At 60.4% G+C, this 20,364-nt stretch carries 29 protein-coding genes; 14 read left to right on the top strand and 15 right to left on the bottom strand.

From position 1 onward, the window contains the following. Window positions 1–100: 100 nt before the first annotated feature. From trmD to ffh, 10 genes are all read right to left on the bottom strand, one after another. Window positions 101–910, bottom strand: a complete 810-nt coding sequence (trmD, locus tag AC2FLU_RS12015; RefSeq protein ID WP_496808201.1) for a tRNA (guanosine(37)-N1)-methyltransferase TrmD — start codon at window positions 908–910, stop codon at window positions 101–103. After that, the gene (locus tag AC2FLU_RS12010) at window positions 907–1,722 is read right to left on the bottom strand and encodes a hypothetical protein (protein ID WP_480519413.1); all 816 of its coding nucleotides are present in this window, start codon (window positions 1,720–1,722) and stop codon (window positions 907–909) included. The genes trmD and AC2FLU_RS12010 overlap by 4 nt, the downstream gene beginning before the upstream one ends. After that, window positions 1,722–2,225, bottom strand: coding sequence for a ribosome maturation factor RimM (gene rimM / locus AC2FLU_RS12005; protein ID WP_496715097.1), 504 nt, complete (start codon window positions 2,223–2,225; stop codon window positions 1,722–1,724). Before rimM ends, AC2FLU_RS12010 begins: the two co-directional genes overlap by 1 nt. Beyond that, window positions 2,218–2,367 (bottom strand): hypothetical protein, encoded by a 150-nt coding sequence (locus AC2FLU_RS12000; RefSeq protein WP_209506115.1) that lies wholly within the window; start codon window positions 2,365–2,367, stop codon window positions 2,218–2,220. Before AC2FLU_RS12000 ends, rimM begins: the two co-directional genes overlap by 8 nt. 6 nt (window positions 2,368–2,373) lie before the next feature. Next, a complete protein-coding gene (bluB, locus tag AC2FLU_RS11995; RefSeq protein ID WP_496808202.1) occupies window positions 2,374–3,009 on the bottom strand; it encodes a 5,6-dimethylbenzimidazole synthase in 636 nt (211 codons plus the stop codon). 12 nt (window positions 3,010–3,021) lie between these two features. Beyond that, window positions 3,022–3,411: a 30S ribosomal protein S16 gene (gene rpsP, locus AC2FLU_RS11990; protein WP_496808203.1), complete on the bottom strand. Its 390-nt coding sequence runs from the start codon at window positions 3,409–3,411 to the stop codon at window positions 3,022–3,024. A 122-nt stretch (window positions 3,412–3,533) separates the two neighbouring features. Next, a complete protein-coding gene (locus AC2FLU_RS11985) occupies window positions 3,534–3,830 on the bottom strand; it encodes a chorismate mutase (RefSeq protein ID WP_209506121.1) in 297 nt (98 codons plus the stop codon). Then, window positions 3,827–4,369: a GNAT family N-acetyltransferase gene (locus AC2FLU_RS11980; protein ID WP_496808204.1), complete on the bottom strand. Its 543-nt coding sequence runs from the start codon at window positions 4,367–4,369 to the stop codon at window positions 3,827–3,829. Before AC2FLU_RS11980 ends, AC2FLU_RS11985 begins: the two co-directional genes overlap by 4 nt. Continuing rightward, window positions 4,366–4,920, bottom strand: a complete 555-nt coding sequence (locus AC2FLU_RS11975; protein ID WP_496808205.1) for a GNAT family N-acetyltransferase — start codon at window positions 4,918–4,920, stop codon at window positions 4,366–4,368. Before AC2FLU_RS11975 ends, AC2FLU_RS11980 begins: the two co-directional genes overlap by 4 nt. After that, window positions 4,920–6,428 (bottom strand): signal recognition particle protein, encoded by a 1,509-nt coding sequence (gene ffh / locus AC2FLU_RS11970; RefSeq protein WP_209506127.1) that lies wholly within the window; start codon window positions 6,426–6,428, stop codon window positions 4,920–4,922. The genes AC2FLU_RS11975 and ffh overlap by 1 nt, the downstream gene beginning before the upstream one ends. 258 nt (window positions 6,429–6,686) lie before the next feature. Here ffh and AC2FLU_RS11965 point away from each other — a divergent pair, with 258 nt between their 5' ends. Continuing rightward, window positions 6,687–7,574 carry a sulfotransferase domain-containing protein gene (locus AC2FLU_RS11965; RefSeq protein ID WP_496808206.1) on the top strand — a complete coding sequence of 296 codons (888 nt, stop codon included), beginning with the start codon at window positions 6,687–6,689 and terminating at the stop codon, window positions 7,572–7,574. A gap of 3 nt (window positions 7,575–7,577) precedes the next feature. On the opposite strand, the gene AC2FLU_RS11960 is transcribed toward AC2FLU_RS11965, so the two are convergent. Beyond that, on the bottom strand, window positions 7,578–8,093 hold the full coding sequence (locus AC2FLU_RS11960) for a hypothetical protein (RefSeq protein WP_480624153.1): 516 nt from the start codon (window positions 8,091–8,093) through the stop codon (window positions 7,578–7,580). A gap of 87 nt (window positions 8,094–8,180) precedes the next feature. Here AC2FLU_RS11960 and AC2FLU_RS11955 point away from each other — a divergent pair, with 87 nt between their 5' ends. After that, entirely contained in the window at window positions 8,181–8,711 is a 531-nt protein-coding gene (locus tag AC2FLU_RS11955; protein ID WP_496808207.1) for a prolyl-tRNA synthetase associated domain-containing protein, read from the top strand. Here AC2FLU_RS11955 and AC2FLU_RS11950 read toward each other — a convergent pair whose 3' ends face one another. Together AC2FLU_RS11950 and AC2FLU_RS11945 are read right to left on the bottom strand one after the other, a co-directional pair. Beyond that, window positions 8,712–9,449, bottom strand: coding sequence for an aspartate/glutamate racemase family protein (locus AC2FLU_RS11950; protein ID WP_496808208.1), 738 nt, complete (start codon window positions 9,447–9,449; stop codon window positions 8,712–8,714). It abuts the gene before it with no gap. Between the two features lie 72 nt (window positions 9,450–9,521). After that, window positions 9,522–10,103 (bottom strand): FMN-dependent NADH-azoreductase, encoded by a 582-nt coding sequence (locus AC2FLU_RS11945; RefSeq protein WP_480605942.1) that lies wholly within the window; start codon window positions 10,101–10,103, stop codon window positions 9,522–9,524. Between the two features lie 119 nt (window positions 10,104–10,222). Here AC2FLU_RS11945 and AC2FLU_RS11940 point away from each other — a divergent pair, with 119 nt between their 5' ends. The 3 genes from AC2FLU_RS11940 (at window position 10,223) to AC2FLU_RS11930 (ending at window position 12,551) form a co-directional block, all read left to right on the top strand. Then, window positions 10,223–11,101: a LysR family transcriptional regulator gene (locus tag AC2FLU_RS11940; protein ID WP_480494788.1), complete on the top strand. Its 879-nt coding sequence runs from the start codon at window positions 10,223–10,225 to the stop codon at window positions 11,099–11,101. After that, window positions 11,098–12,012, top strand: a complete 915-nt coding sequence (locus AC2FLU_RS11935) for a DMT family transporter (protein WP_480473918.1) — start codon at window positions 11,098–11,100, stop codon at window positions 12,010–12,012. The genes AC2FLU_RS11940 and AC2FLU_RS11935 overlap by 4 nt, the downstream gene beginning before the upstream one ends. Window positions 12,013–12,137: 125 nt before the next feature. Further along, the gene (locus tag AC2FLU_RS11930) at window positions 12,138–12,551 is read left to right on the top strand and encodes a universal stress protein (RefSeq protein ID WP_480473917.1); all 414 of its coding nucleotides are present in this window, start codon (window positions 12,138–12,140) and stop codon (window positions 12,549–12,551) included. On the opposite strand, the gene AC2FLU_RS11925 is transcribed toward AC2FLU_RS11930, so the two are convergent. Next, on the bottom strand, window positions 12,548–12,883 hold the full coding sequence (locus AC2FLU_RS11925) for an ArsR/SmtB family transcription factor (RefSeq protein WP_480473915.1): 336 nt from the start codon (window positions 12,881–12,883) through the stop codon (window positions 12,548–12,550). The two genes, AC2FLU_RS11930 and AC2FLU_RS11925, sit on opposite strands and share 4 nt — an antisense overlap. A gap of 84 nt (window positions 12,884–12,967) precedes the next feature. Here AC2FLU_RS11925 and AC2FLU_RS11920 point away from each other — a divergent pair, with 84 nt between their 5' ends. The 7 genes from AC2FLU_RS11920 to AC2FLU_RS11890 all read left to right on the top strand — a co-directional run bounded on the left by AC2FLU_RS11920 (window position 12,968) and on the right by AC2FLU_RS11890 (window position 17,696). Then, on the top strand, window positions 12,968–13,879 hold the full coding sequence (locus AC2FLU_RS11920) for a DMT family transporter (RefSeq protein WP_496808209.1): 912 nt from the start codon (window positions 12,968–12,970) through the stop codon (window positions 13,877–13,879). Window positions 13,880–14,063: 184 nt separating this feature from the next. Further along, window positions 14,064–14,396: an AtpZ/AtpI family protein gene (locus AC2FLU_RS11915; protein WP_480473911.1), complete on the top strand. Its 333-nt coding sequence runs from the start codon at window positions 14,064–14,066 to the stop codon at window positions 14,394–14,396. A gap of 2 nt (window positions 14,397–14,398) precedes the next feature. Continuing rightward, window positions 14,399–15,184 carry a F0F1 ATP synthase subunit A gene (locus AC2FLU_RS11910; protein ID WP_267366759.1) on the top strand — a complete coding sequence of 262 codons (786 nt, stop codon included), beginning with the start codon at window positions 14,399–14,401 and terminating at the stop codon, window positions 15,182–15,184. A 48-nt stretch (window positions 15,185–15,232) separates the two neighbouring features. Then, the gene (locus tag AC2FLU_RS11905) at window positions 15,233–15,457 is read left to right on the top strand and encodes a F0F1 ATP synthase subunit C (RefSeq protein WP_005981269.1); all 225 of its coding nucleotides are present in this window, start codon (window positions 15,233–15,235) and stop codon (window positions 15,455–15,457) included. A gap of 86 nt (window positions 15,458–15,543) precedes the next feature. Beyond that, a complete protein-coding gene (locus AC2FLU_RS11900) occupies window positions 15,544–16,095 on the top strand; it encodes a F0F1 ATP synthase subunit B' (RefSeq protein ID WP_496715544.1) in 552 nt (183 codons plus the stop codon). Window positions 16,096–16,100: 5 nt separating this feature from the next. Next, the gene (locus AC2FLU_RS11895) at window positions 16,101–16,661 is read left to right on the top strand and encodes a F0F1 ATP synthase subunit B (RefSeq protein WP_480494680.1); all 561 of its coding nucleotides are present in this window, start codon (window positions 16,101–16,103) and stop codon (window positions 16,659–16,661) included. A 201-nt stretch (window positions 16,662–16,862) separates the two neighbouring features. Continuing rightward, entirely contained in the window at window positions 16,863–17,696 is an 834-nt protein-coding gene (locus tag AC2FLU_RS11890; RefSeq protein WP_480494678.1) for a hypothetical protein, read from the top strand. Window positions 17,697–17,726: 30 nt separating this feature from the next. On the opposite strand, the gene AC2FLU_RS11885 is transcribed toward AC2FLU_RS11890, so the two are convergent. Beyond that, complete coding sequence (locus tag AC2FLU_RS11885; protein ID WP_267365974.1) at window positions 17,727–18,497, bottom strand: FCD domain-containing protein; 771 nt, start codon at window positions 18,495–18,497, stop codon at window positions 17,727–17,729. 150 nt (window positions 18,498–18,647) lie between these two features. Here AC2FLU_RS11885 and AC2FLU_RS11880 point away from each other — a divergent pair, with 150 nt between their 5' ends. Beyond that, entirely contained in the window at window positions 18,648–19,841 is a 1,194-nt protein-coding gene (locus AC2FLU_RS11880) for an aminotransferase-like domain-containing protein (protein WP_480554740.1), read from the top strand. A gap of 26 nt (window positions 19,842–19,867) precedes the next feature. Beyond that, complete coding sequence (locus AC2FLU_RS11875; protein ID WP_496811990.1) at window positions 19,868–20,293, top strand: hypothetical protein; 426 nt, start codon at window positions 19,868–19,870, stop codon at window positions 20,291–20,293. Window positions 20,294–20,364 lie beyond the last annotated feature (71 nt).

Raw genomic sequence — 20,364 nt, 5'->3', positions numbered from 1 at the left:
ACGCAGGGCTTTCAAACGTGCATATTTTGGAAGATGATCAACTGTAAATAGAATTCTGGCAAACACAGAACCTGCGGCATGTCTGCAACAATTCGGTCTGTCACTCAGACGAATCCGACCGGGATTTTGCATAGTCGGCCCAGATATCCGGGCGCCGCTCGCGGGTTATATCCTCAGCCATCTTGTGACGCCATTCGGCGATGCGGCCGTGGTGGCCCGACATCAGAACCTCGGGTATCGGGCGGCCTTTCCAATCTGCCGGGCGGGTGTATTGCGGATGTTCCAGCAGGCCCGAGGAAAAGCTTTCCTCTTCGGTCGAGGCCTGATTGCCCAGAACGCCGGGGATCAGGCGCACCGTGGCATCGATCAGGGCCTGCGCCGCAATCTCACCGCCGGTCATCACGAAATCCCCCAACGAGACCTCCTGCACACCGTAATGCTCCAGCACGCGCTCATCCACGCCTTCGAACCGGCCACACAGCAGGGTCATGCCATCGCAGCGCGCAAGGTTCTGCATCATGCGCTGGTCCATGCGCCGCCCGCGCGGGCTGAGGTAAATCAGCGGCCAGTTGCCCTGAATGCCCGCCATGGTGTGCTCGATGGCTTCGCCCAACACATCGGGCCGCAAAACCATACCCGCGCCGCCCCCGGCAGGCGTGTCATCCACGTTGCGATGCCTGCCGACGCCGAATTGCCGCAAGTCTATGGTTTCCAGCTGCCACAACCCCTCCTGCAGGGCCTTGCCGGTCAGGCTTTCTCCCAGAACGCCTGGAAAGGCGGTTGGAAACAGGGTGATGATCTTGGCTTTCCAGACGCCGTGCAAGTCCGGGGTGGGTGTTATCAACTCACGCGGTTTCAGCGTGGGCCGGATCGCCTTGCGACCATGGGATTTGCCGGGTTTGTCAGTCATTTCTGGCGGGCCAGTTCATATTGGGCGGTTCGAATCAGGGCCTTTTTCTGAGTGATCAACGCCGTTTCGTCCAGCGATGATCGGTTCAGGGCCAGCAGTTCCCTCAGAACGTCGTCGGAAAGCTGAGGGCTTTCATGCGCGGGCTTCACTAGCCGCGCCGATTTCGCGTGTGGCAGGCCAAGAAATTCGGCAAACGGTGCGCCCAGTCCAAGGTGGTGACCTTTCAGCGCTTCCATCCACGCGGTCCGTACCGTGACAGTTGGCAACCGGTCCATAATCCGGTCCGCCGTGTCCTGTAGCGATGGCAGATGCGCAAGATCGGCGCAAAAGCCGTCCAGGTCCTGAACCATGCGCGACAGGTGAAGATCGTGGGCCCAAAGGCTGCGCAACCACGCATCGCGATTGCGCAACGACAGGTAGACGGTGATGTCGGTTTCTTCGCCCACCAGACGGCGGCGCAGCACGCTGACAACCGTTTCCGCCAGTTCGGGTGCGGCTCCGTATCCTTCGCTTTTGTTCCTGCTGGGGCGCAGGCCCAGAAAATTCTCTTCGCTCAGGATCAATCCCCGGCGTGCTCCGAAATCCAGACCGTCGAAAAACGTGTGCAGCTGACCGCCAAACCCTGCCAGCGTGTCATCCAGACGATAGATCGAATGGCGCGTGGCCGCTTCGTTCAACCCGGCCTTGCGGGTCTTATAGGGAAGAACCAGAGCGAAATGCGGCCAGATCAGCTCGCGGTTTTCGTGCAGAAAGGACTGTGCTGCCGTCATACCGGTCTTGTGAAAACCCAGATGCAGCAGAACACGTCGCATCAGATCAGGCCTTCGGGCGGGTCGGCCACGATGCGGCCCTGTTCCAGATCGACGGTTGGCACCACCTGCATCGTGAACGGCAGCAGAACCGTCGCCTTCAGGCCCGGCCCGTGTAGTTCCAGCAGGTCCGTGGCCCCGTGGTTCTGCACGGATTTGACCTTGCCCAGCAGGGTGCCGCCGGTGTCATAGACCTCAAGCCCGATCAGGTCTGTGTGATAGAATTCGTCGTCGGGCAACGAGGGCAACTGATCGCGCCGCGCAAACAGGCGCAAACCGTTCAGCGCATCCGCCTGTTCTTTGGTTTCAACCCCGCCAAGACGGGCGGCAAAACCGTTCTTGATCGTACGCGTCAGAACCACCGGATAGCGTTCCTTGCCGGTTTCATCCGTCAGTGGCGAATACGCCTCGATATCTTCGGGAACGGCGCAGAAGCTTTTCAGGCGCACTTCACCGCGTACACCATAAGACCCAGAGACGCTGCCGACGCAGATCAGATCACTCATTGGCAGCCCCCGTCGTCAAGCAGATCCCGTTTCTCCATTCGCCAAGCCCTTCGCAGGCTTCGCGCTGATTGTTGCGCTCAAAGAACACGCCCACAATAAAGGCGATCAGCAGCAGAATGGGAAGGCGTATCAATCCGAACATGCGGCCCTACCTTGTTTCGATCTTCAGGCTGTCGGCCCGGTTTTCCCAGCCAACCTGCTCAAGTTCGGGGGTGTCAGATATCTGTTCCGGCCATCCGACACAGAAATACCCGATCAGACGCCAGTTGCCCGGCACATCCAGATCGCGCGCCATCTGTTCGGGGTCCAGAATGGATACCCAGCCCAGCCCCAGCCCCTCGGCCCGCAGGGCCAGCCAGAACAGGGTGATCGCAGAGACCACGGAATAACGCCGCATCTCGGGCATCGAGCCCGCGCCAAGACCCATCCCCTTGTCGGTGCTGTCGTCGCAGAAGACGGCCAGTTGCACCGGCGCTTCCTGCATTCCCGACAGTTTCAGGCGGCTGTAAAGCTGCGCCCTGTCGCCGGAATATCCCGCCAGGGCGTCATCATTGGCGGTTTGGAAATTCCTTAGCGCCGCAGCCCGGGCCGCCGCGCTTTCGACGCGGATCACGCGCCACGGCTCGCTTAGCCCCACGGAGGGGGCCAGCCGAAACGCGTCGAGGCAGCGCGCAAGCACTGCCTCGTCTACCGCGTCGCCGCGGAACCGTCGCACATCGCGCCGGAGCCGCAACAACAGATCGAACTGCGTGCGAAATGCGTCAGTAAAGGTCTGATCCCGCACGCTTCGGCCTGCTTATTCTTCTACAGCCGCTTCTTCAGCCGGTGCAGCAGCCGCTTCGGCAGCTTCCGCAGCCTTTGCAGCTTTCTCTTCCGCTCGTTCCTGAGCTTTCTTGCCCGGGGTACCCTTGTTGGGGTTGTTGCGCTCGGCTTTGTCACGGGTGCCGGCTGCTTCCAGCATACGTGCGATACGGTCGGTGGGCTGGGCGCCCTGATCCAGCCAGTGCTGAACGCGTTCCATGTCCATTTTCACACGCTCTTCGCTGTCTTTCGGCAGCAGCGGGTTGTAGGTGCCCAGTTTCTCGATGAAACGGCCGTCGCGCGGCATCCGGCTGTCAGCCGCTACGATGCGGTAAAACGGACGTTTTTTCGAGCCTGCGCGGGCGAGACGAATTTTCATTGCCATGGTGGTATCTCCTTTGAATGGCATCACGCCGGAGGCGTGTATTTGATTGGCCGGTGTCTTTTCCGGTTAATTCTGGTGTTTGTTGAACCTCTGGTTCACTATTAACTTGCTGAACCTCTGGTTCACCCTTGGTGTTTCCTGTGGTGTCGGATGACTTCCTGAATGATGAAATTCAGAAAAGCCTTGGCGAAATCGGGGTCCAGATCGGCCTCTTTCGCCAGGTCTTCAAGCCGTGCGATCTGCGTGGCCTCACGCGAGGGATCGGACGGGGGAAGGTTGTGTTCGGCCTTGAGCTTGCCAACGGCCTGTGTGTGTTTGAACCGCTCGCCCAGCGTATAGACAAGGATCGCGTCCAGCCGGTCGATGCTTTCGCGATGCTCTTTCAGCAATGCAGCCGCGCGTGTCACGGGGTTGTTCATTGGCCGGTCCTTTCGGCTGTCGAAACGTCAATCTTGGGGTGCCGCCACACCTGGCAGGGCTGGCCCAGCAGTTCGGCATTGTCACGCTCCAGCGTTGCACCCAACCGCTCGGCCAAAGCGCGCGAACGGTCGTTTTCGTGGGCGATATACGAAATCACCCCGTTCAGGCCCTGATGCCGCGCCGCATAGGACCGGGCGGCATGCGCCGCCTCGTAGGCAAAGCCTTTGCCTTCGAAATCTTCCATCACGGTCCAGCCCAGTTCAGGCTCGTCCCAGCCGGGGGCGTCAATCAGGCCGACGTTGCCTGCGAACCGACCGCTGGATTTCTCGGTCAGGTGCCAAAGGCCAAATCCTTTCAACGCCCAGTGCCCAAGGCGTCTGGCCAACATGCCCCAGCTTTCCAGCGCGTCCCGGGGTCCGCCTACCATATGGCTGCGCTCGGTTGCAAAGAATGCGGTCAGCGCAGGCAGATCATCCAGATGCGGCGCGCGCAGGATCAGACGTTCGGTTTCAACGGTGGGGATGGTGAACGCGGTCATGCGTAGGCCTCCATCCCGCCATTCACCAGATCCGCAGGCGCGGGGTGCCGCCAAATCTCGGACTTGCCGAATTTGGGGTGCTCATAGTGATACTCGAGCTGCGCGCCCAGCCGTTTCGCCACGGCCTTGCTGGCATGATTGTCCAGATCAATCAGCGAGATCGCCGTTTCCCACCCCAGAACATCATACGCATAAGACCGTGCGGCCAGTGCCGCCTCGGTCGCGTAACCCTTGCCGGTCGCGTGGTTCATCAGGGTCCAGCCGATCTCGGGTTCGGGCCAGCCTTCGGGGCACCAAAGCCCGATCCGCCCGACATAAGTGCCTGAGGCTTTTTCCTCGGCGCTCCAGAACCCGTAACCGCGCAGGGACCAGTGGCCCAGCAGCGAAGCGATCAGTCGCCAGACCTCATCCCGGCGCAGTGGCCCGCCGACGAACTTCGCCGCATCGCTGGCGAAAAACGCGGTATCGGCGTCCAGATCAGCCTCGGACGGCGCGCGCAGGATCAGGCGCTCGGTTTCAAGCCGGGGGATATGTTGGGCGATGGCGTTCATTACTTCTTCTTGCCAAACCCGCTCAGGCCCTGAGGCAGCCCCATGCCGCCGCCCAGGCCGGGCAGACCGCCTGGCATCTTGCCGCCCATCGCCTTGGCCGCCTGTTCCAGTGCCTTGGGGTCCATGCCGGCTGCCATGTCTTCGGGGCTGGGGCCGCCTTTGCCGAACATGCCTTTCATGGCCTGTTTCAGCATCTTGCCCTTGCCCATCTTGCCCATCTTTTTCATCATGTCCGACATCTGCCGGTGCATCTTGAGCAGCTTGTTGAGGTCGCTGACCTCCATCCCCGAACCGGCTGCAATCCGTTTCTTGCGGCTGGCTTGCAGCAGCTGCGGGTTGGCGCGCTCGCGTTTGGTCATGGACTGGATCAAGGCGATCTGCTGGCGCAGGATCTTGTCGTCCAGACCCGCCTGATCCATCTGCTTGGCCATTTTACCCATGCCCGGCATCATGCCCATCATGCCCTGCATGCCACCCATCTGGATCATCTGTTCCAGCTGCATCTTCAGGTCGTTCATATTGAACTGACCTTTGACCATGCGCTTCATCATGCGCTCGGTCTGTTCCATCTCCATCGTTTCCTGGGCCTTTTCGACCAGGGCAACGATGTCGCCCATGCCCAGAATACGTCCGGCGATCCGGTCCGGCTCGAAGGTCTCCAGCGCGTCCATCTTCTCGCCCAGACCGACAAAGCGAATAGGCTTGCCAGTCACTGCGCGCATCGACAGCGCCGCACCACCGCGCCCATCCCCGTCCATCCGGGTCAGGACCACGCCCGAGATGCCGACCTTGGCGTCGAATTCTTCGGCCACTTCAACGGCGACCTGACCGGTCAGGCCGTCAACCACCAGCAGGGTCTCGCGCGGGTCAACCGCATTGCGGACCTGCTCGACCTCGTCCATCAGCACTTCGTCGATATGCAGGCGACCGGCGGTATCCAGCATATAGACGTCATAGCCGCCCAAAGTGGCTTGCTGCTTGGCGCGCTTGGCGATGTCGACGGGTTTCTGGCCCGGTACAATCGGCAGCGTATCAACGCCGACCTGCGCGCCCAGAACCGCCAGCTGGTCCATCGCCGCCGGGCGATAAACGTCGAGAGAGGCCATCAGGACCTTCTTGCCCTCTTTCTCTTTCAGGCGCTTGGCAAGCTTACCGGTGGTGGTGGTCTTACCCGAACCCTGCAAACCGACCATCAGGATCGGGGCAGGCGGGTTGTCGATCTTCAGCTTGCCGGGGTCTTCCTCGCCGCGCAGGGTATCGACCAGCGCGTCATGCACGATCTTGACGACCTGCTGACCAGGGGTGATCGACTTGGTCACCGCCTGACCGGTCGCCTGGTCCTGCACCTTCTTGACAAATTCACGCGCCACCGGCAGCGAGACGTCGGCCTCAAGCAGGGCAACACGGACCTCGCGCAGGGCGGTCTTGACGTCTTCTTCAGACAGGGCACCCTGTTTGGTCAGCCGGTCAAAGACGCCGGAAAGGCGTTCGGATAGATTTTCAAACATGCCTTCGGCCTCCTTAGCCGGTTATCTGATGGCGCGCCCTAGATAGGATGCGTCGGTTAAATGCACAAACGCCCCCACGGGCGAAACTCGCTGGTGGGGGGCGATCCCTGAACGACTCAAGGGACCGGAAGATCAAGACGCTTCCGGATGTTTGGCGGTCATCTACGCCTCTGGGCGCTGCGAGTCAAGGCAAACGCTTTGAGCATCTGGCCACTTGGTGTAGCGTCCAAAGGTCGGGGTCAGTTTTGGAGTTTGGTCATGAGTCAACCATTGCCGCAGCGCACCAAGGATTATGTCGGTGAAGTCACAAATACCGATATCTGGTCCGACTTCGTAATCCGTCCCGATGACATCTTTGTCTGCACGCCTCCCAAATGCGGCACCACGTGGACGCAGACGCTGGTACGAATGCTGATCACCAAAACCGCGGATCCAGCCGTGTACAACAACGCGGTCTCACCCTGGCTCGATTGCGGGTTCAGAGATCGTGAGGAGCAGGACAGAATACTTGCCGCACAGACGCACAGACGGTGCATCAAGACCCACACACCTTTGGACGGGATCACCTATTCCCCGGATGCGACCTATCTGGTGGTGCATCGTCATCCGGTTGACGTGCATTTCTCGCTGCGCCGCCATGTGGAAAACATGAAAGACGACTGGCTGGACTACCTGTTTCCCGATGATCTTTCCGAAGCCTTCGCGATGTTTCTGGACCGGCCCGCCTCGTCAAAGGGCACCGACGATCTGACGCTGGCCTCATACGTCCACCATTACCGTTCATTCTGCGCGTTCCGGCATCTGCCAAACATCCATTTCCTGCATTACGCCGAACTCAGCCGCGATTTGCCGGGGCAGGTGGCGCGGATCGCAAACATCTTGGGGACCGAGATCGCACCAGAAATGATCGACGATATCGCTGAGGCCGCAAGCTTTGGTTCAATGAAGGAAAACGCCCGGCGCGCTTCGCAGCAGCCCGGTTTCAAAAGCGCATTTCAGGATTACGCGCAGTTCTTCTCGTCCGGGACCAGCAACAAATGGGAGGGCAAGCTGACCACCGATGACATGGCCCGATACGACGCGCGCCTGTCCGAAATGGTGACACCGGCCGATCGAGCCTGGCTGGAGCATGGACAAGTCCTGTAATCGTCAGGCCTGTTCCTTCGTGTCTTCCTGCTGCGCGGGCAGCCATGCGTTGACCGCGTCAACCAGTTTATGCGCGCCGCGCCCGTTCGAGAACGCATCGACAATCGGATGACGCCCTTCGCTCATTCCCTTGTCCAGCACCAGAACCGGGCGATACAGCGTCGAACTGCTGCTGTCGCTGTGGAAAGTCGAGCTTTCAACTTCGGCATGGGACAGGCTGGACAGCTGATGCTCGACCGCTTCATAGCCAAAGACAGACTGCCTGCGGATCAGAATGCGGTTCTTTGTGCGGTCCAGAATGACCTGAACCCGCCGCACGAAAACGCAGAACGCCCCGACACCTAGCCCGCCGCCGATTAGAGCAAAGAACAGCCCGAACCAGATATTCTCGCCGCCGTCACTGACCATGACCAGCCCTGCGCCGACAAAGGCCAGTATGAAAAAGACCAGCATGATCCCGATGAACCAGGGCGTGTCGGCAAGGATCAGTTGGGTCGGAGTGTTTCGAGTGACTTTCATGGCGGCACGCTAGCACCGTTTTCTGCTCTGCCCCAGCTTGAATTCGCCGCCATGTTGCGCGATGAGCGCTACAAACAGGAGGGCCCCATGGACGCATCATCCACATTTCAGGATACATTGCCGCTCAGTTCTGACGCGCTGTTGGCGCAGCTGGATGATTGGGGGCTGCCCTACCGCCTGCATACCCATGTTCCCTTGCGCACGGTCGAGGACTCCAAGGCCGTAGAAGGCCAGTTCATGGTGCCGGGCGAGAACGCGTTGCGGGTCAAGAACCTGTACCTGCGCGACAAGAAAAAGCGCAACTACCTGGTGACGCTGGAACAAAGCCGCGAGATTGACCTCAAGGCGCTGGGCGCAGAACTGGGTGTCGGCACCCTGTCTTTCGGTTCGGCAGACCGGCTGTTGCAGAACCTTGGTATTCGCCCCGGCGCGGTCAGCCCGCTGGCGATGATCAACGGTGTGCAGAACGATGTCCAGTTCTTCATGGACGCCGCTGCCCAAGGGGCCGAGGTGATTTATATGCACCCGTTGGTCAATGACCGTACCGTTGTGATGAAACAATCCGACGTGATGGCGTTCTTCGATCGCGTCGGTTGCACCATTACGTGGCTGCCCTGATCACTCAAGCGCCAGTTTCAGCGCGGCGGCGACATGCGCGGCGGACGGGTTGATGAACAGGTGCCCGTCGGCCTCGAATACCGGGTCATCCAGATGGTTTGGAAAGGCAAGCGGCAACTCGGTACAGGCCAGCAGAATGGCGGTTCCGGGACGGGCGTGTTTGTCGCAAAAGGCCAGCAGTCTTGCACGGGCCGCATCAGAGGCACCACCGTAGAAATCACTGTCGATCATGGCCTGCATCTCGGAAATCTCGGGGTCGGGCAGCCGCGCATTCGCGGTGATGCCCTCGGCCGCCAGACGATCCGCATAGTTGGTGGCCTGCATCGTCACGGTTGTTCCCAGCACCAATGCGTTTGACACGCCTGTGTTGGCCGTGGCCTCTGCCGTCGCGTCGAAAATGCTGAGAATGGGCATGGAAACACCCTGTCTGATCGCGTGCAACCGCGCGTGCGGGGTGTTGGACGCTATGATGCCAAAATCGCAGCCTGCGCGCTCCAGCGTCAGCAGCGCGTCGCGAAACACCGCATCAAACGCCGCCCAGCTGGCTTCGTCCCCTGCGACACCCCGCAGGGCGCGGGTCCTGGCCTGTGTGACAGATTCGATGGTCAAGGCAGGGATCGGCAGGGGCGCGCCGTGGCCGCGCGCCGCAAAGTAACGCCCGGCACCCTCGGCAATGGCCCTGTAATAGTCCACGGTCGAGGCCCAGCCCACACCGCCCAGAATTCCGATCTTCTTCATGCGCGCCATCCGGTCCGCCAGTTCCATCTGACCAGCAGACTGGACGTTTCAGAGATCATTGACCAGTGGCGATCAGGCCGCCAGTTCTGTTACCGCCTTTTTGGCGCTTTCCAGCGCGGCTTCGGGGTTCACCGCCATCTGATCCGCGGCGATGACCGCTACATCATGGATGCCGATAAAGCCCAGAACGTGACGCACATAGTTGGTGGCAAAGTCGATTTCGGATCCGACAGCAGTACCGCCCGACGCGATTGCCAGAATGGCGCGTTTACCCTCCAGCAACCCTTTTGGGCCGTTCTCCGAATAGGAAAAGGTCAGGCCCGCGCGGGCGACCAGGTCGACCCAGGCCTTGAATGCAGCGGGGACCGAGAAGTTGTAGATCGGCAGGCCGATAACGATGGTATCAGCCTCTTGCAATTCGGTCACCAGCGCGTCCGAAAGGGCCAGCCGGTCGCGTTGCAGGTCGTCGCGCTGCTCGGCCGGAGTAAAGTTGGCGGCGATCCAGTCTTCGGTCAGCAGGGGCAGGGGGGTGGCCAGATCTCGGCGGACGATGCGGGCGGCACCCAACTGCCGGACAATGCGGTCAGACAGGTCGCGGGTGGTCGAACCCGCGCGGCGGGCAGAGGCGTCTATATGCAGGATGGTTTTAGCCATTTTTCGGGTCCTTTAGGTCAGGGAAATCTTGTTCTGATCCCAATATGGCTGTTGCGTTTGCGAACAAAACTCGGATACATCAACAGCTATTGTTAGAAATTGCACAGAACGGTGTGACGATGGACAATTGGGATGAGGTGCGGACCGCCTATCAGGTGGCGCGCATGGGAACCGTCAGCGGCGCGGCCGAGGTTCTGGGCGTGCACCACGCCACAGTGATCCGCCACATCGACGCGATCGAGGCCCGGTTGGGTGTCAAACTGTTCCAGCGCCACGCGCGGGGATATACCCCGACCGAAGCGGGCGACGATTTGCTGCGCGTGGCGCAGGCCACCGAAGACCAGTTCAACCAGCTTGTCGGCCGGATGAAGGGGCGCGGTGACGATGTATCGGGTGAACTGGTGGTGACGTCGCTGGGCTCCATCGCGCCTTTGGTGGTGCCGACGCTGACCGAGTTTCAAAAGATGCACCCCGAGCTGATCGTGCGCTACCTGACCGGAGACCGCCTGTTCCGGTTGGAATATGGCGAGGCGCATGTTGCAATCCGCGCGGGATCAGCCCCGGATCAGCCCGACAACGTTGTGCAACCCTTCCGGCAGGAAGAAGTCGGCCTCTATGCCAGCACCTCTTATATCGAACGGCACGGCAAACCTTCGGGCATCGAGGATTTCGGGAACCACCACTTCGTCAGCTCTGACGATGAAGGCAGCCGAGCGCCGTTCACCCGGTGGCTGCGCAACACGGTATCCGCCGACCGCATTACCTTTCGCTGCACCAACAATTTCTGTATGCGCGAGGCCGTTCTGGCTGGGGCCGGTATCGGCTTCATGGCCCGTTGGGAGGCCGCCCGTCATGAAAGTCTGGTCGAAGTGATCGACCCGCTTCCGGAATGGTTCGGCAACCTGTGGCTGGTGACCCATGTGGACCTGCACCGAACCACCAAGGTGCAAACGTTCCTGAGTTTTCTGAAAGAGGCCTCCAAAGGCTGGTGCCCATGAATCCGCAGATGCGCGGCCATCTGGCCATGCTGACTTTTTCGGCACTTGTTGCAGGCAGTTTCTCGCTTGGGTCGATGATTGCCAACGAAATTGCCCCTGCTGCCTTGAATGCGGTGCGCTTTGCCTTCGCGGCTGTGGTGATTGGTGTGGCGGCCTTGGCAACAACCGGTCTGCCCCGCAGTGCCGCGCAGGCGCCCTGGCGGTATCTGGTGCTGGGCGGGTTGTTCGCCACCTACTTTGTCCTGATGTTTTACGGGCTGCAAACCGCCCCGCCGGTCAGCGCTGCCGCGGTTTTCACCCTGACCCCCGTTGTCTCGGCCATTGCGGGCTGGGTCCTGCTGCGCCAGATCACCACGCCGCGCATGGCAATAGCCCTGTCCATCGGTGCGATTGGGGCGCTGTGGGTGATCTTTCGGGCCGACTGGCAGATGTTCCGCGCCTTCCAGATCGGCGAGGGCGAGGTCATCTATTTCTGGGGATGCGTCGCGCACGCGATTTACACCCCCATGATCCGCAGACTGAACCGCGGAGAACCTGCCGTCGTGTTTACGTTCGGTACGCTGGTTGCCGGGTGCCTGTTATTGGTCCTGTTCGGCTGGTCTGACCTGAAGGCAACCGATTGGGCAGCTCTTCCCGCCATCGTCTGGATCGGGTTGTTCTATATCTCGTTCTTCGCAACAGCGGCCAGTTTCGTTCTGGTGCAATTCTCCTCGCTCCGGCTGCCGTCGGCCAAGGTCATGGCCTATACCTATCTGGTGCCAAGCTGGGTGATCCTGTGGGAAATCGCGCTGGGCAAACCTGTCCCGACGGGATTGATCCTGGGCGGTGTGGCGCTGACGGTCATTGCGCTGCTGATGCTGCTGAAAGAAGAGGCCCCGCGCTCCATTCCCCAACGCCGGGCAGCTGAGTAACGCCGCTCCCGGTCTGAAACCGGTACAGATTGCCCACGAATTCCAAAAGCAGAATCTGTTGAGCCAGATCAAGGCAGGCCCTTGGTCTCAGGACTACCTTGGAAGGCGGACAAAAGGAGGAGATTATGTTCAAACATATCATGCTGCCGATTGACCGCCACCTGCCGCCCGAGGTTCGCAAGGCCGCAGATGTCGCCGCGCAGGTGGCAAAATGGCAAGGCGCCAAGATCACTCTGGTCAGTGTCAGCGGGGCCCATATGGGTGCATCCTCGGAAACCGAGGCCGAGATAGACAAGCAACTGGCCGACTTCACCGAACAGCTTGTATCAGAAGGCGCGGGCGAGGTCGCGGTGCGCAAGATACACTCGGTTGATGTTGCTGCCGAAGTGGACAGCGACCTGACCCGCGCGGCGGAAGAGATTGGTGCAGACCTGATCATCGTGGGCACCCACGCGCCCCGGATCACCGACTACATCTTTTCCAGCCACGCCGGATATCTGGCCAAACATGCCAGCATGTCGGTTTTCGTCGTGCGCTAGGCCTCATCCGAGATCGGAAGCTCGACTTCCAGAAACCGTTCGAACGCATCCAGGTTGATGGGTTCGAACTGGCCGAACCCCTGCATCCAGACCGAAGCAGTGCGCAACGCGTCGGGTTCCAGCTTGCACCACTTCACCCGGCCGCGCTTTTCCTGTGATATCAGCCCGGCTTTAGTCAGGATGACCAGATGTTTCGAGATCGCCGCCAGCGACATCTCGAACGGCTCGGCGACATCCGTCACGGCCATATCGTCCTCCAGCAGCATCGCCAGAATGGCGCGGCGGGTGGGGTCGGCAAGGGCCGCGAACACGGTGTCGAGATCGTTGGACATGGGTCTTTCCTAATGGGCGAGAACCCGTTTGACAATTTACCCTATCACGTCACTGTGCAGCGGTGATGCACAAAGGGGGCGGCAATGGCGCTGAAATACTGGCTGGTGATCTGCGTCCTTGGCATCGGGTGGGGCATGTCTTTCATGTTCAACGCCATATTGCTGCGCGAACTTGGGCCGTTATCCGTATCGTTGGGACGGGTTGCATTTGGGGCTCTGGGCTGTTGGATCTATGTGATTGCCGCCCGTATGCCGGTTCACCTGACACTCGGGCGCGCCATTGGACTGCTGGGGTTCGGGGCGCTCAGCTATGCTGCACCATTTGCGTTCTATGCGCTTGGGCAGCAGCATATCGCGTCCGGCGTGGCAGGGATCGTGAATGCGACAACACCGGCCTTTGCCGTTATCGTTTCGCATTTCTGGCCGGGAAGCGAGCGTGCGACGCTGTTGAAATCCCTTGGCGTCGTGTGCGGCTTCATTGGGATTGTCGTGTTGTCCGTCCCCATTTTGCACAATGGCGAAACATCTCAGTTCTGGGCGGTTCTGCTGACCCTGTGCGCACCCATCTGTTACGCGTTTTCTGTCAACATTGCGCGGGCCTTCCGCGACATGCAGCCGGTGGTGCTGGTCGCCCTGGCCCTGACCGGGGCGGCCTTGGCAATTTTACCCTTGTCACTTTGGCGTGAAGGCCTGCCGGTGATCGAGCGCACTGAAACATGGCTTTCGTTGTTGATGATCGGATTTGTGCTGACCTCGGCCGCTTTCATTGCCTTCTACTGGTTGCTGCCCAGAGTCGGGCCAACCAACATTTCGACCGTCACGCTGATCGCACCGGTTTCCGCCCTGATACTTGGAACCTGGGTTTTGGGGGAAACTCTGCAACCCGAACATTTGATGGGCATGGCGGCGATTTTTGCCGGGCTCTTGCTGATCGACGGACGCCTCGTTCGACGCCTGTGGCCGCAGCTAGCGCGCAAAGATCAACCAAAAGGTTGAATATGGGTTTTGGGGCGATTACTGCCGCTCAGGCCAAAGGCAGGCAATTCGATCGGGCGAGCAAGCCAAAAATAACTGTTTAAAAACAATTTATTAGCCTGCATCATTTCACACCATCAACGCCGTTGACTCTGCGCGTTTCGCGCCTTAGCACCATGCGCAAGACAGCGCGAGGATTCCGTCCGTGACCGATGACGACCAAAAGCAGCGTATGGCGCAGCTAGAGGCCAAGATCGAGGCGGCGAAAAAGGCCAGAAAACCGGCTGCCCGCGCTGACAGTGACATATCCGGGGGCGAGCTTGCCTGGAGGATGGTCATCGAAATGGTTTCCGGTCTTGGGATCGGATTTGGCATCGGATACGGGCTGGACAGCCTGCTCGGGACGATCCCGATCTTTCTGGTGCTGTTCACATTGCTGGGCCTTGTCGCGGGCGTGAAGGTTATGCTCCGCAGCGCGCAAGAGGTTCAAGATAAACAAGCGGCCGATATGCAGGCCGAAAAGGACGAGAGGGACTGAACGTGGCAAGCGAGACCACCGCAGCACACGGCGCCGAAGGCGCAGACCACGCAGCAGAAGCCAGCAGCCTGGTGTTTCACCCGATGGACCAGTTCATCGTCAAGCCGCTGTTCGGTGGCGAGATTGCCTGGTACACGCCCACCAACGTGACCCTGTGGCTGTTCCTGGCCATCGTGGCGATCTTTGGCCTGCTGGTTCTCAGCACGTCAAAGCGCGCCATCGTCCCGACCCGGATGCAGTCGATTGCGGAACTGGCCTATGGCTTCATCTACAAGATGCTGGAAGACATCTGCGGCAAGGACGGCGTCAAGTTCTTCCCCTATGTCATGACCCTGTTCATGTTCATTGTGACCGCGAACTTCCTGGGTCTGATCCCAACCTCGTTCACCACCACATCGCATTTCGCCGTGACAATCCCGCTGGCGCTGGCCGTGTTCCTGACCGTGACCATTCTGGGTTTCGTCAAGAACGGTGCCGCGTTCCTGGGCCTGTTCTGGGTCTCCAGCGCGCCGCTGGCGCTGCGCCCGATCCTGGCGATCATCGAGCTGATCTCGTACTTCGTACGCCCCGTCAGCCACTCCATTCGTCTTGCCGGTAACGTCATGGCAGGCCACGCGGTGATCAAGGTGTTTGCAGGCTTTGCCGCAATTTCCCTGATTTCGCCTGTGTCAGTTCTGGCGATCACCGCAATGTATGGTCTCGAGGTCCTTGTGGCCTTCATTCAGGCCTACGTATTCACCATTCTGACCTGTGTTTATCTGAAAGATGCGCTGCATCCTTCGCACTAAGGTCCGACAACCCAACATCGAAACTTCCAATTCGTAAGGAGAAACATCATGGAAGGCGATCTCGCACACATCGGCGCAGGCCTGGCAGCAATCGGTTCCGGCGCAGCCGCAATCGGGGTGGGCAACGTTGCAGGCAACTTCCTTGCCGGCGCCCTGCGCAACCCTTCGGCGGCTGCTTCGCAGACCGCAACCCTGTTCATCGGTATCGCATTCGCAGAAGCCCTGGGGATCTTCGCATTCCTGGTCTCGCTGCTGCTGATGTTCGCCGTCTAATCTGCGGAACCTGATCCTTACGCGCAGGTGGGTCCAAGCCATAGCGGCCCACCTGTTGTAAAGACAACGTTCCGACGGAGGACATCATGGCGACTGAACCCATTAGCGAAGAAGTAGTTGGCGCGTGCGTCGACTCGCATGGCTCTGCCATCGGGATGCCGCAGCTCTGCTTCGATTGGTTCCCCAACCAGATTTTCTGGCTGGTCATTACGCTGGTCGTCATCTTTCTGGTCCTGTCTCGCGTGGCTCTGCCCCGCATCGCGGCGATCCTGGCCGAGCGCCGGGGGACCATTACAAATGACCTGGCTGCGGCCGAAGATCTGAAGGCCAAAGCGGTCGAGGCCGAAGAGGCCTATAACAAGGCGCTGGCCGAAGCCCGTGCCGAAGCGCAGCGTATCGCGGCCGAAGCCCGTGCTGAAATCCAGGCTGGTCTGGATGACGCGATTGCCAGGGCGGATGCGGAAATCGCTGCAAAGGCGGCTGAATCGGAAAAGGCAATTGCCGAAATCCGTGCCGGTGCGCTGGAAAGCATTCAAGTGGTCGCCAAGGATACGGCGGCTGAACTGGTCACCGCGCTGGGCGGCGAGGCGGATGCCAAAGCCATCGACAGTGCCATTGACACGCAGATGAAAGGATAAGTGACATGCGGAACACTCTTGCCCTTATCCTGATCGTTGGTGCCGCCAGCCCCGCGCTGGCTGCAAGCGGCCCGTTCTTCTCGCTTGGCAACACCGACTTTGTGGTCCTTCTGGGCTTCATCGTTTTCATCGCGGTCCTGTTCTACTTCAAGGTGCCGGGCATGATCGGCGGTGCGCTGGACAACCGTGCCGAAGGCATCAAGGCCGAGCTGGACGAAGCCCGCGCCCTGCATGAAGAAGCACGCAGCCTGCTGGCCTCGTACGAGCGCAAGCAGCGTGAAGTGCAGGCACAGGCCGACGCGATTGTCGAGGCGGCCAAACAGGACGCGGCTCTGGCTGCGGACCAGGCGAAGGTCGATCTCGAAAAGTCGATCGAACGCCGTCTGGCTGCTGCGCAGGACCAGATTGCCTCGGCCGAAGCCTCGGCTGTGAAAGACGTGCGCGATCAGGCCGTTTCGGTTGCGATTGCCGCTGCCGGCTCGGTTCTGGCCAAGCAGATGACAGCCGCGCAGGCGAACAAGCTGATCGAGGTCTCGATCGCAGATGTGGGCGCCAAGCTGCACTGACGGGGACACCGACAGGTAAAAAACGCAGATGACCCGAGAGCATTGCGCTGTCGGGTCTTTTGTTTTGGGGGCGGGGCTGATTGTATTGACCGCAACATCACCCGGATTCTGTACCCTTCTGAGGGTCTGAAGGTCCCCTTCGGGATCGACGGGTGCAAAAAGAACAGGGAAAGACGGGCCGTGGCAGGCGAAGACGTTTCGATGAATATTGTTGGAGTGGTCAGGAACGGCGGGGCCGCGCTGATCGAAAGCATCAACAGGATCGAAGACCTGACCACCCGCTTGCACCGCTATTCCGTGACCATTGCGACAAACGACAACACCGATCGTACGGATCGGGTTCTGTCCGAATTCGCGCGCCGCGACCCGAATGTGGACCTTGTCCGCATGGACGGTCTGGCGTCCAGACTGCCAGACCGGGTCGAGCGCATCACGGCGGCCAGAAACGCTGTCCTCAACAGGCTGGAAGAACGCGACAGCGGTCACGACCTGACCTTGGTGCTGGATCTGAACGGGCCGAATGTCTGTCTGGACGCTCAGACGGTTCTGACGGCCGCACAACGTTCCGTACCACGCTGGGAAGGTGTCTTCGCCAATTCCAAACCGGCCTATTACGATATCTATGCCCTGCGCTGCGCAGGCTGGTGCGACGAAGACGTCTGGCAAAGAATTCGGACAACGCGCAAGCCCCTGTTCGGGCGCCGCAAATGGCGGAAAGTTCTGCTGAAATCAGCGGTTTTCGACCGCCAGTATCACATTCCGTCCGATATGCCCCTGATACCGGTCGATAGCGCCTTTGGCGGCGCAGGATTGTACAAGACACGCGCCCTGCGTGGCCTGCGCTATTCCTGCCGGGATGAAAAGGGCGACCTCGTGTGCGAACATGTGATGCTGCATAAACACCTCAGGGACCGGGGCGCGCGGCTGTTCATCGACCCGGCCCTGACAACCATCGCCCCGAATGACGATCTGGGCGAAGGCAGTGGCACACCCTTCCCGTCACACCTGATCCAGGCCGAGACCGGGGCCGCCTGAGCTCCGCTCCCGGAAGGCCTTCGGAAAGCGCTAGGCCTGACGGGTTTCGTGCTGCAACCTTTGCTGCGCAACGGCCTCGTTCCGCTCTGCCTTCTGCTGATCGATCATGCAGCGCTCGACAAAGCTCAAATGCGTTTCGACGGCCTGACGTGCGGCTGCCGGATCGCGGGCCTGAAGGGCTGCGTTGATAGTGCTGTGCTGGTCCAGAATGGCCTCGCGGGTCGCGCGCTGCCGGAACATTGTCCGTCGGTTATAGAACACTCCCTGCACCAGCAGGTCATACATTGACCGCATCATGTGCAGCATCACCACATTGTGGCTGGCTTCGATGATGGCCATGTGAAACTCGGCATCCAGCTGCGCCTCTTGGTCCGCGGCGTTCCGGTCATGGGCCGCCCGCATCTTGTCATAGATCGCCTGAACAACCTTCAGGTCGCTCTCTGATCCCAGCCGCGCGGCCCGTTCTGCCGCCAGCCCCTCCATGTCGCGGCGAAAGGACAGGTAATCGAATACGGCCTCGTCATGGCTGCTGAATAACCGGATCAGCGCTGGCGAAAAGGCCGACCCCAAAACCTCGGCCACATAGATCCCGGACCCGGCTTTTGTTGTCAGCAACCCCTGTTCCTGAAGCTCGGACACCGCATCGCGCAGGGACGGGCGCGACACGCCCATCCGTTCGGCCAACTCACGCTCGGGCGGCAGACGCTCACCGGGGCGCAGGATGCCGCGCAGGATCAACAGCTCGATCTGGCGAACGACCGCAAGCGACAGTTTTTCCGTCTGAACTTTCTGAAAAGGCATGGTTCGTTCCGAAATTGGTCAACTCATTTGACCATGGACAGGGGGGCTGTTCAAGAATACCCGGTCAAATCCGCTGAAATATTAGGTCAGAAGTGTTGACTTTAATTTGATAAAGCATAGGCTGCGCCGAAATGAGATCGGAGGAGCCTCATGTCCCAACACCCATTGTTTGCCACCCGGGCCTCCCGGATGAAGGCGTCAGAAATCCGCGAGCTGCTGAAACTGCTCGATCAGCCCGGTATCATTTCGTTTGCCGGTGGCATTCCGGACCCCGCGCTTTTCCCGGCTGAGGCTTTCGCGCAGGCGTTTCAGCAGGCATTGGGGCCGGACATGCAGGCGCAGGCGCTGCAGTATTCGGTCAGCGAAGGCTATGCGCCCCTGCGCCGGTGGCTGGTGCAGCACATGCGCGAGATCGGGGTGGAATGTGACATGGATAACGTCCTGATCACCTCGGGCTCGCAGCAGGCGCTGGATTATCTGGGCAAGCTGTTCTTGTCCCCCGGCGACACGGCCTTGGTCGGGTGGCCCACCTATCTGGGCGCTCTTGCCGCGTTCAACGCATATGAGCCGCGCTTTGACCGGCTCAATGGCAACAAGGGGGCCGATGAATTCAGGGCTGCGGCAGGGAATGGCGCCGTGAAATTCGCCTATCTGTCGCCCGATTTTGCCAACCCGACAGGCGAAACCCTGACCCGCCCGGGCCGTGAGGCCTTGCTGGACCTGACAGACGAACTGGACTGCGCGTTGATCGAAGACGGTGCCTATCAGGCGCTGCGCTATGACGGTGATCCGATCCCGCCGATCCTGGCTCTGGAACAGGCGCGCAAGGGGTCGATCGAAAACTGCCGGACGATATACTGTGGCAGCTTCTCGAAAACCCTGTCACCGGGTCTGCGCATGGGGTGGGTCGTTGCGGCCAAGCCGATCATCTCGCAGATGGTTCTGCTGAAACAGGCGGCGGATCTGCATTCGGCGACCATCAACCAGATGGCCGTGCATCAGGTCGCGGAAGCGTGCTTTGACACCCATATCCCGAAAGTGCGCGACACTTACCGCGCGCGCCGTGATGCGATGCTGGATGCGCTGCAACAGCACATGCCCGACGGGGTGGCGTGGACGCGCCCCGAAGGCGGTATGTTCGTCTGGGTGACACTCCCGGCGGGGATCAGCGGGTCTGACCTGCTGGCGCATGCGCTGGATACGGTGAAAGTGGCCTTTGTGCCGGGGCAGGCGTTTTTCCCAGACGGCAGCGGGGCAAACACGATCCGGCTCAGCTTCTCGAACTCGGACGAGGCGACGATCCGCGAAGGCATCCGCCGGTTGGGCGAGGTTCTGCGCGCCTGACGTCCGGAAATGTTCTGTTAACCAATATGCTGCAACTCTGCGGCATGATCCGGTTTCTCGCACCTCTTCTGCTGGCCGCCTGCGCCGCCGGAACCCCGCATTTCCGCGAGGTTCCTGCCACCCGCGTGGCGGTGAACGGCAGTGTGTTCGACGTGCGCGTGCGCGGCGATCTGGCCGAGGCGGTGCGGATCAACGCGCAATACGCCCCGCGGCTTGGCCCTGTTCGGGATCGCGCCGCGCTGGCCATGGCGCAGATTTCGGGCTGCCCGATCCTCGACGTGCTGGGCGACGCGGCTGTCACGGTTGGTGTTCTGGGTTGTGACCGCGAGGCGGGGGAACGGCTGCTGCTGACTGCCGTCTCGACGCCCAGATATGAATGTATCGACTATGGTATCTACGAAAATGTCGGAGGCGACAGCGGCTATCAGGTCTTTGAATGCAGCCCATACTGACATACGCGTGTTCCTGCGCATTTCGGCAAGATGTTGTGGATAACTTGCACTGATATCCCATATCCTGCGCA

It is taken from the genome of Ruegeria sp. SAZD013 (assembly GCF_059612525.1).
The sequence above is the reverse complement of the archived record's forward strand: the minus strand, read 5'-3'. Positions and strand labels throughout refer to the sequence as shown.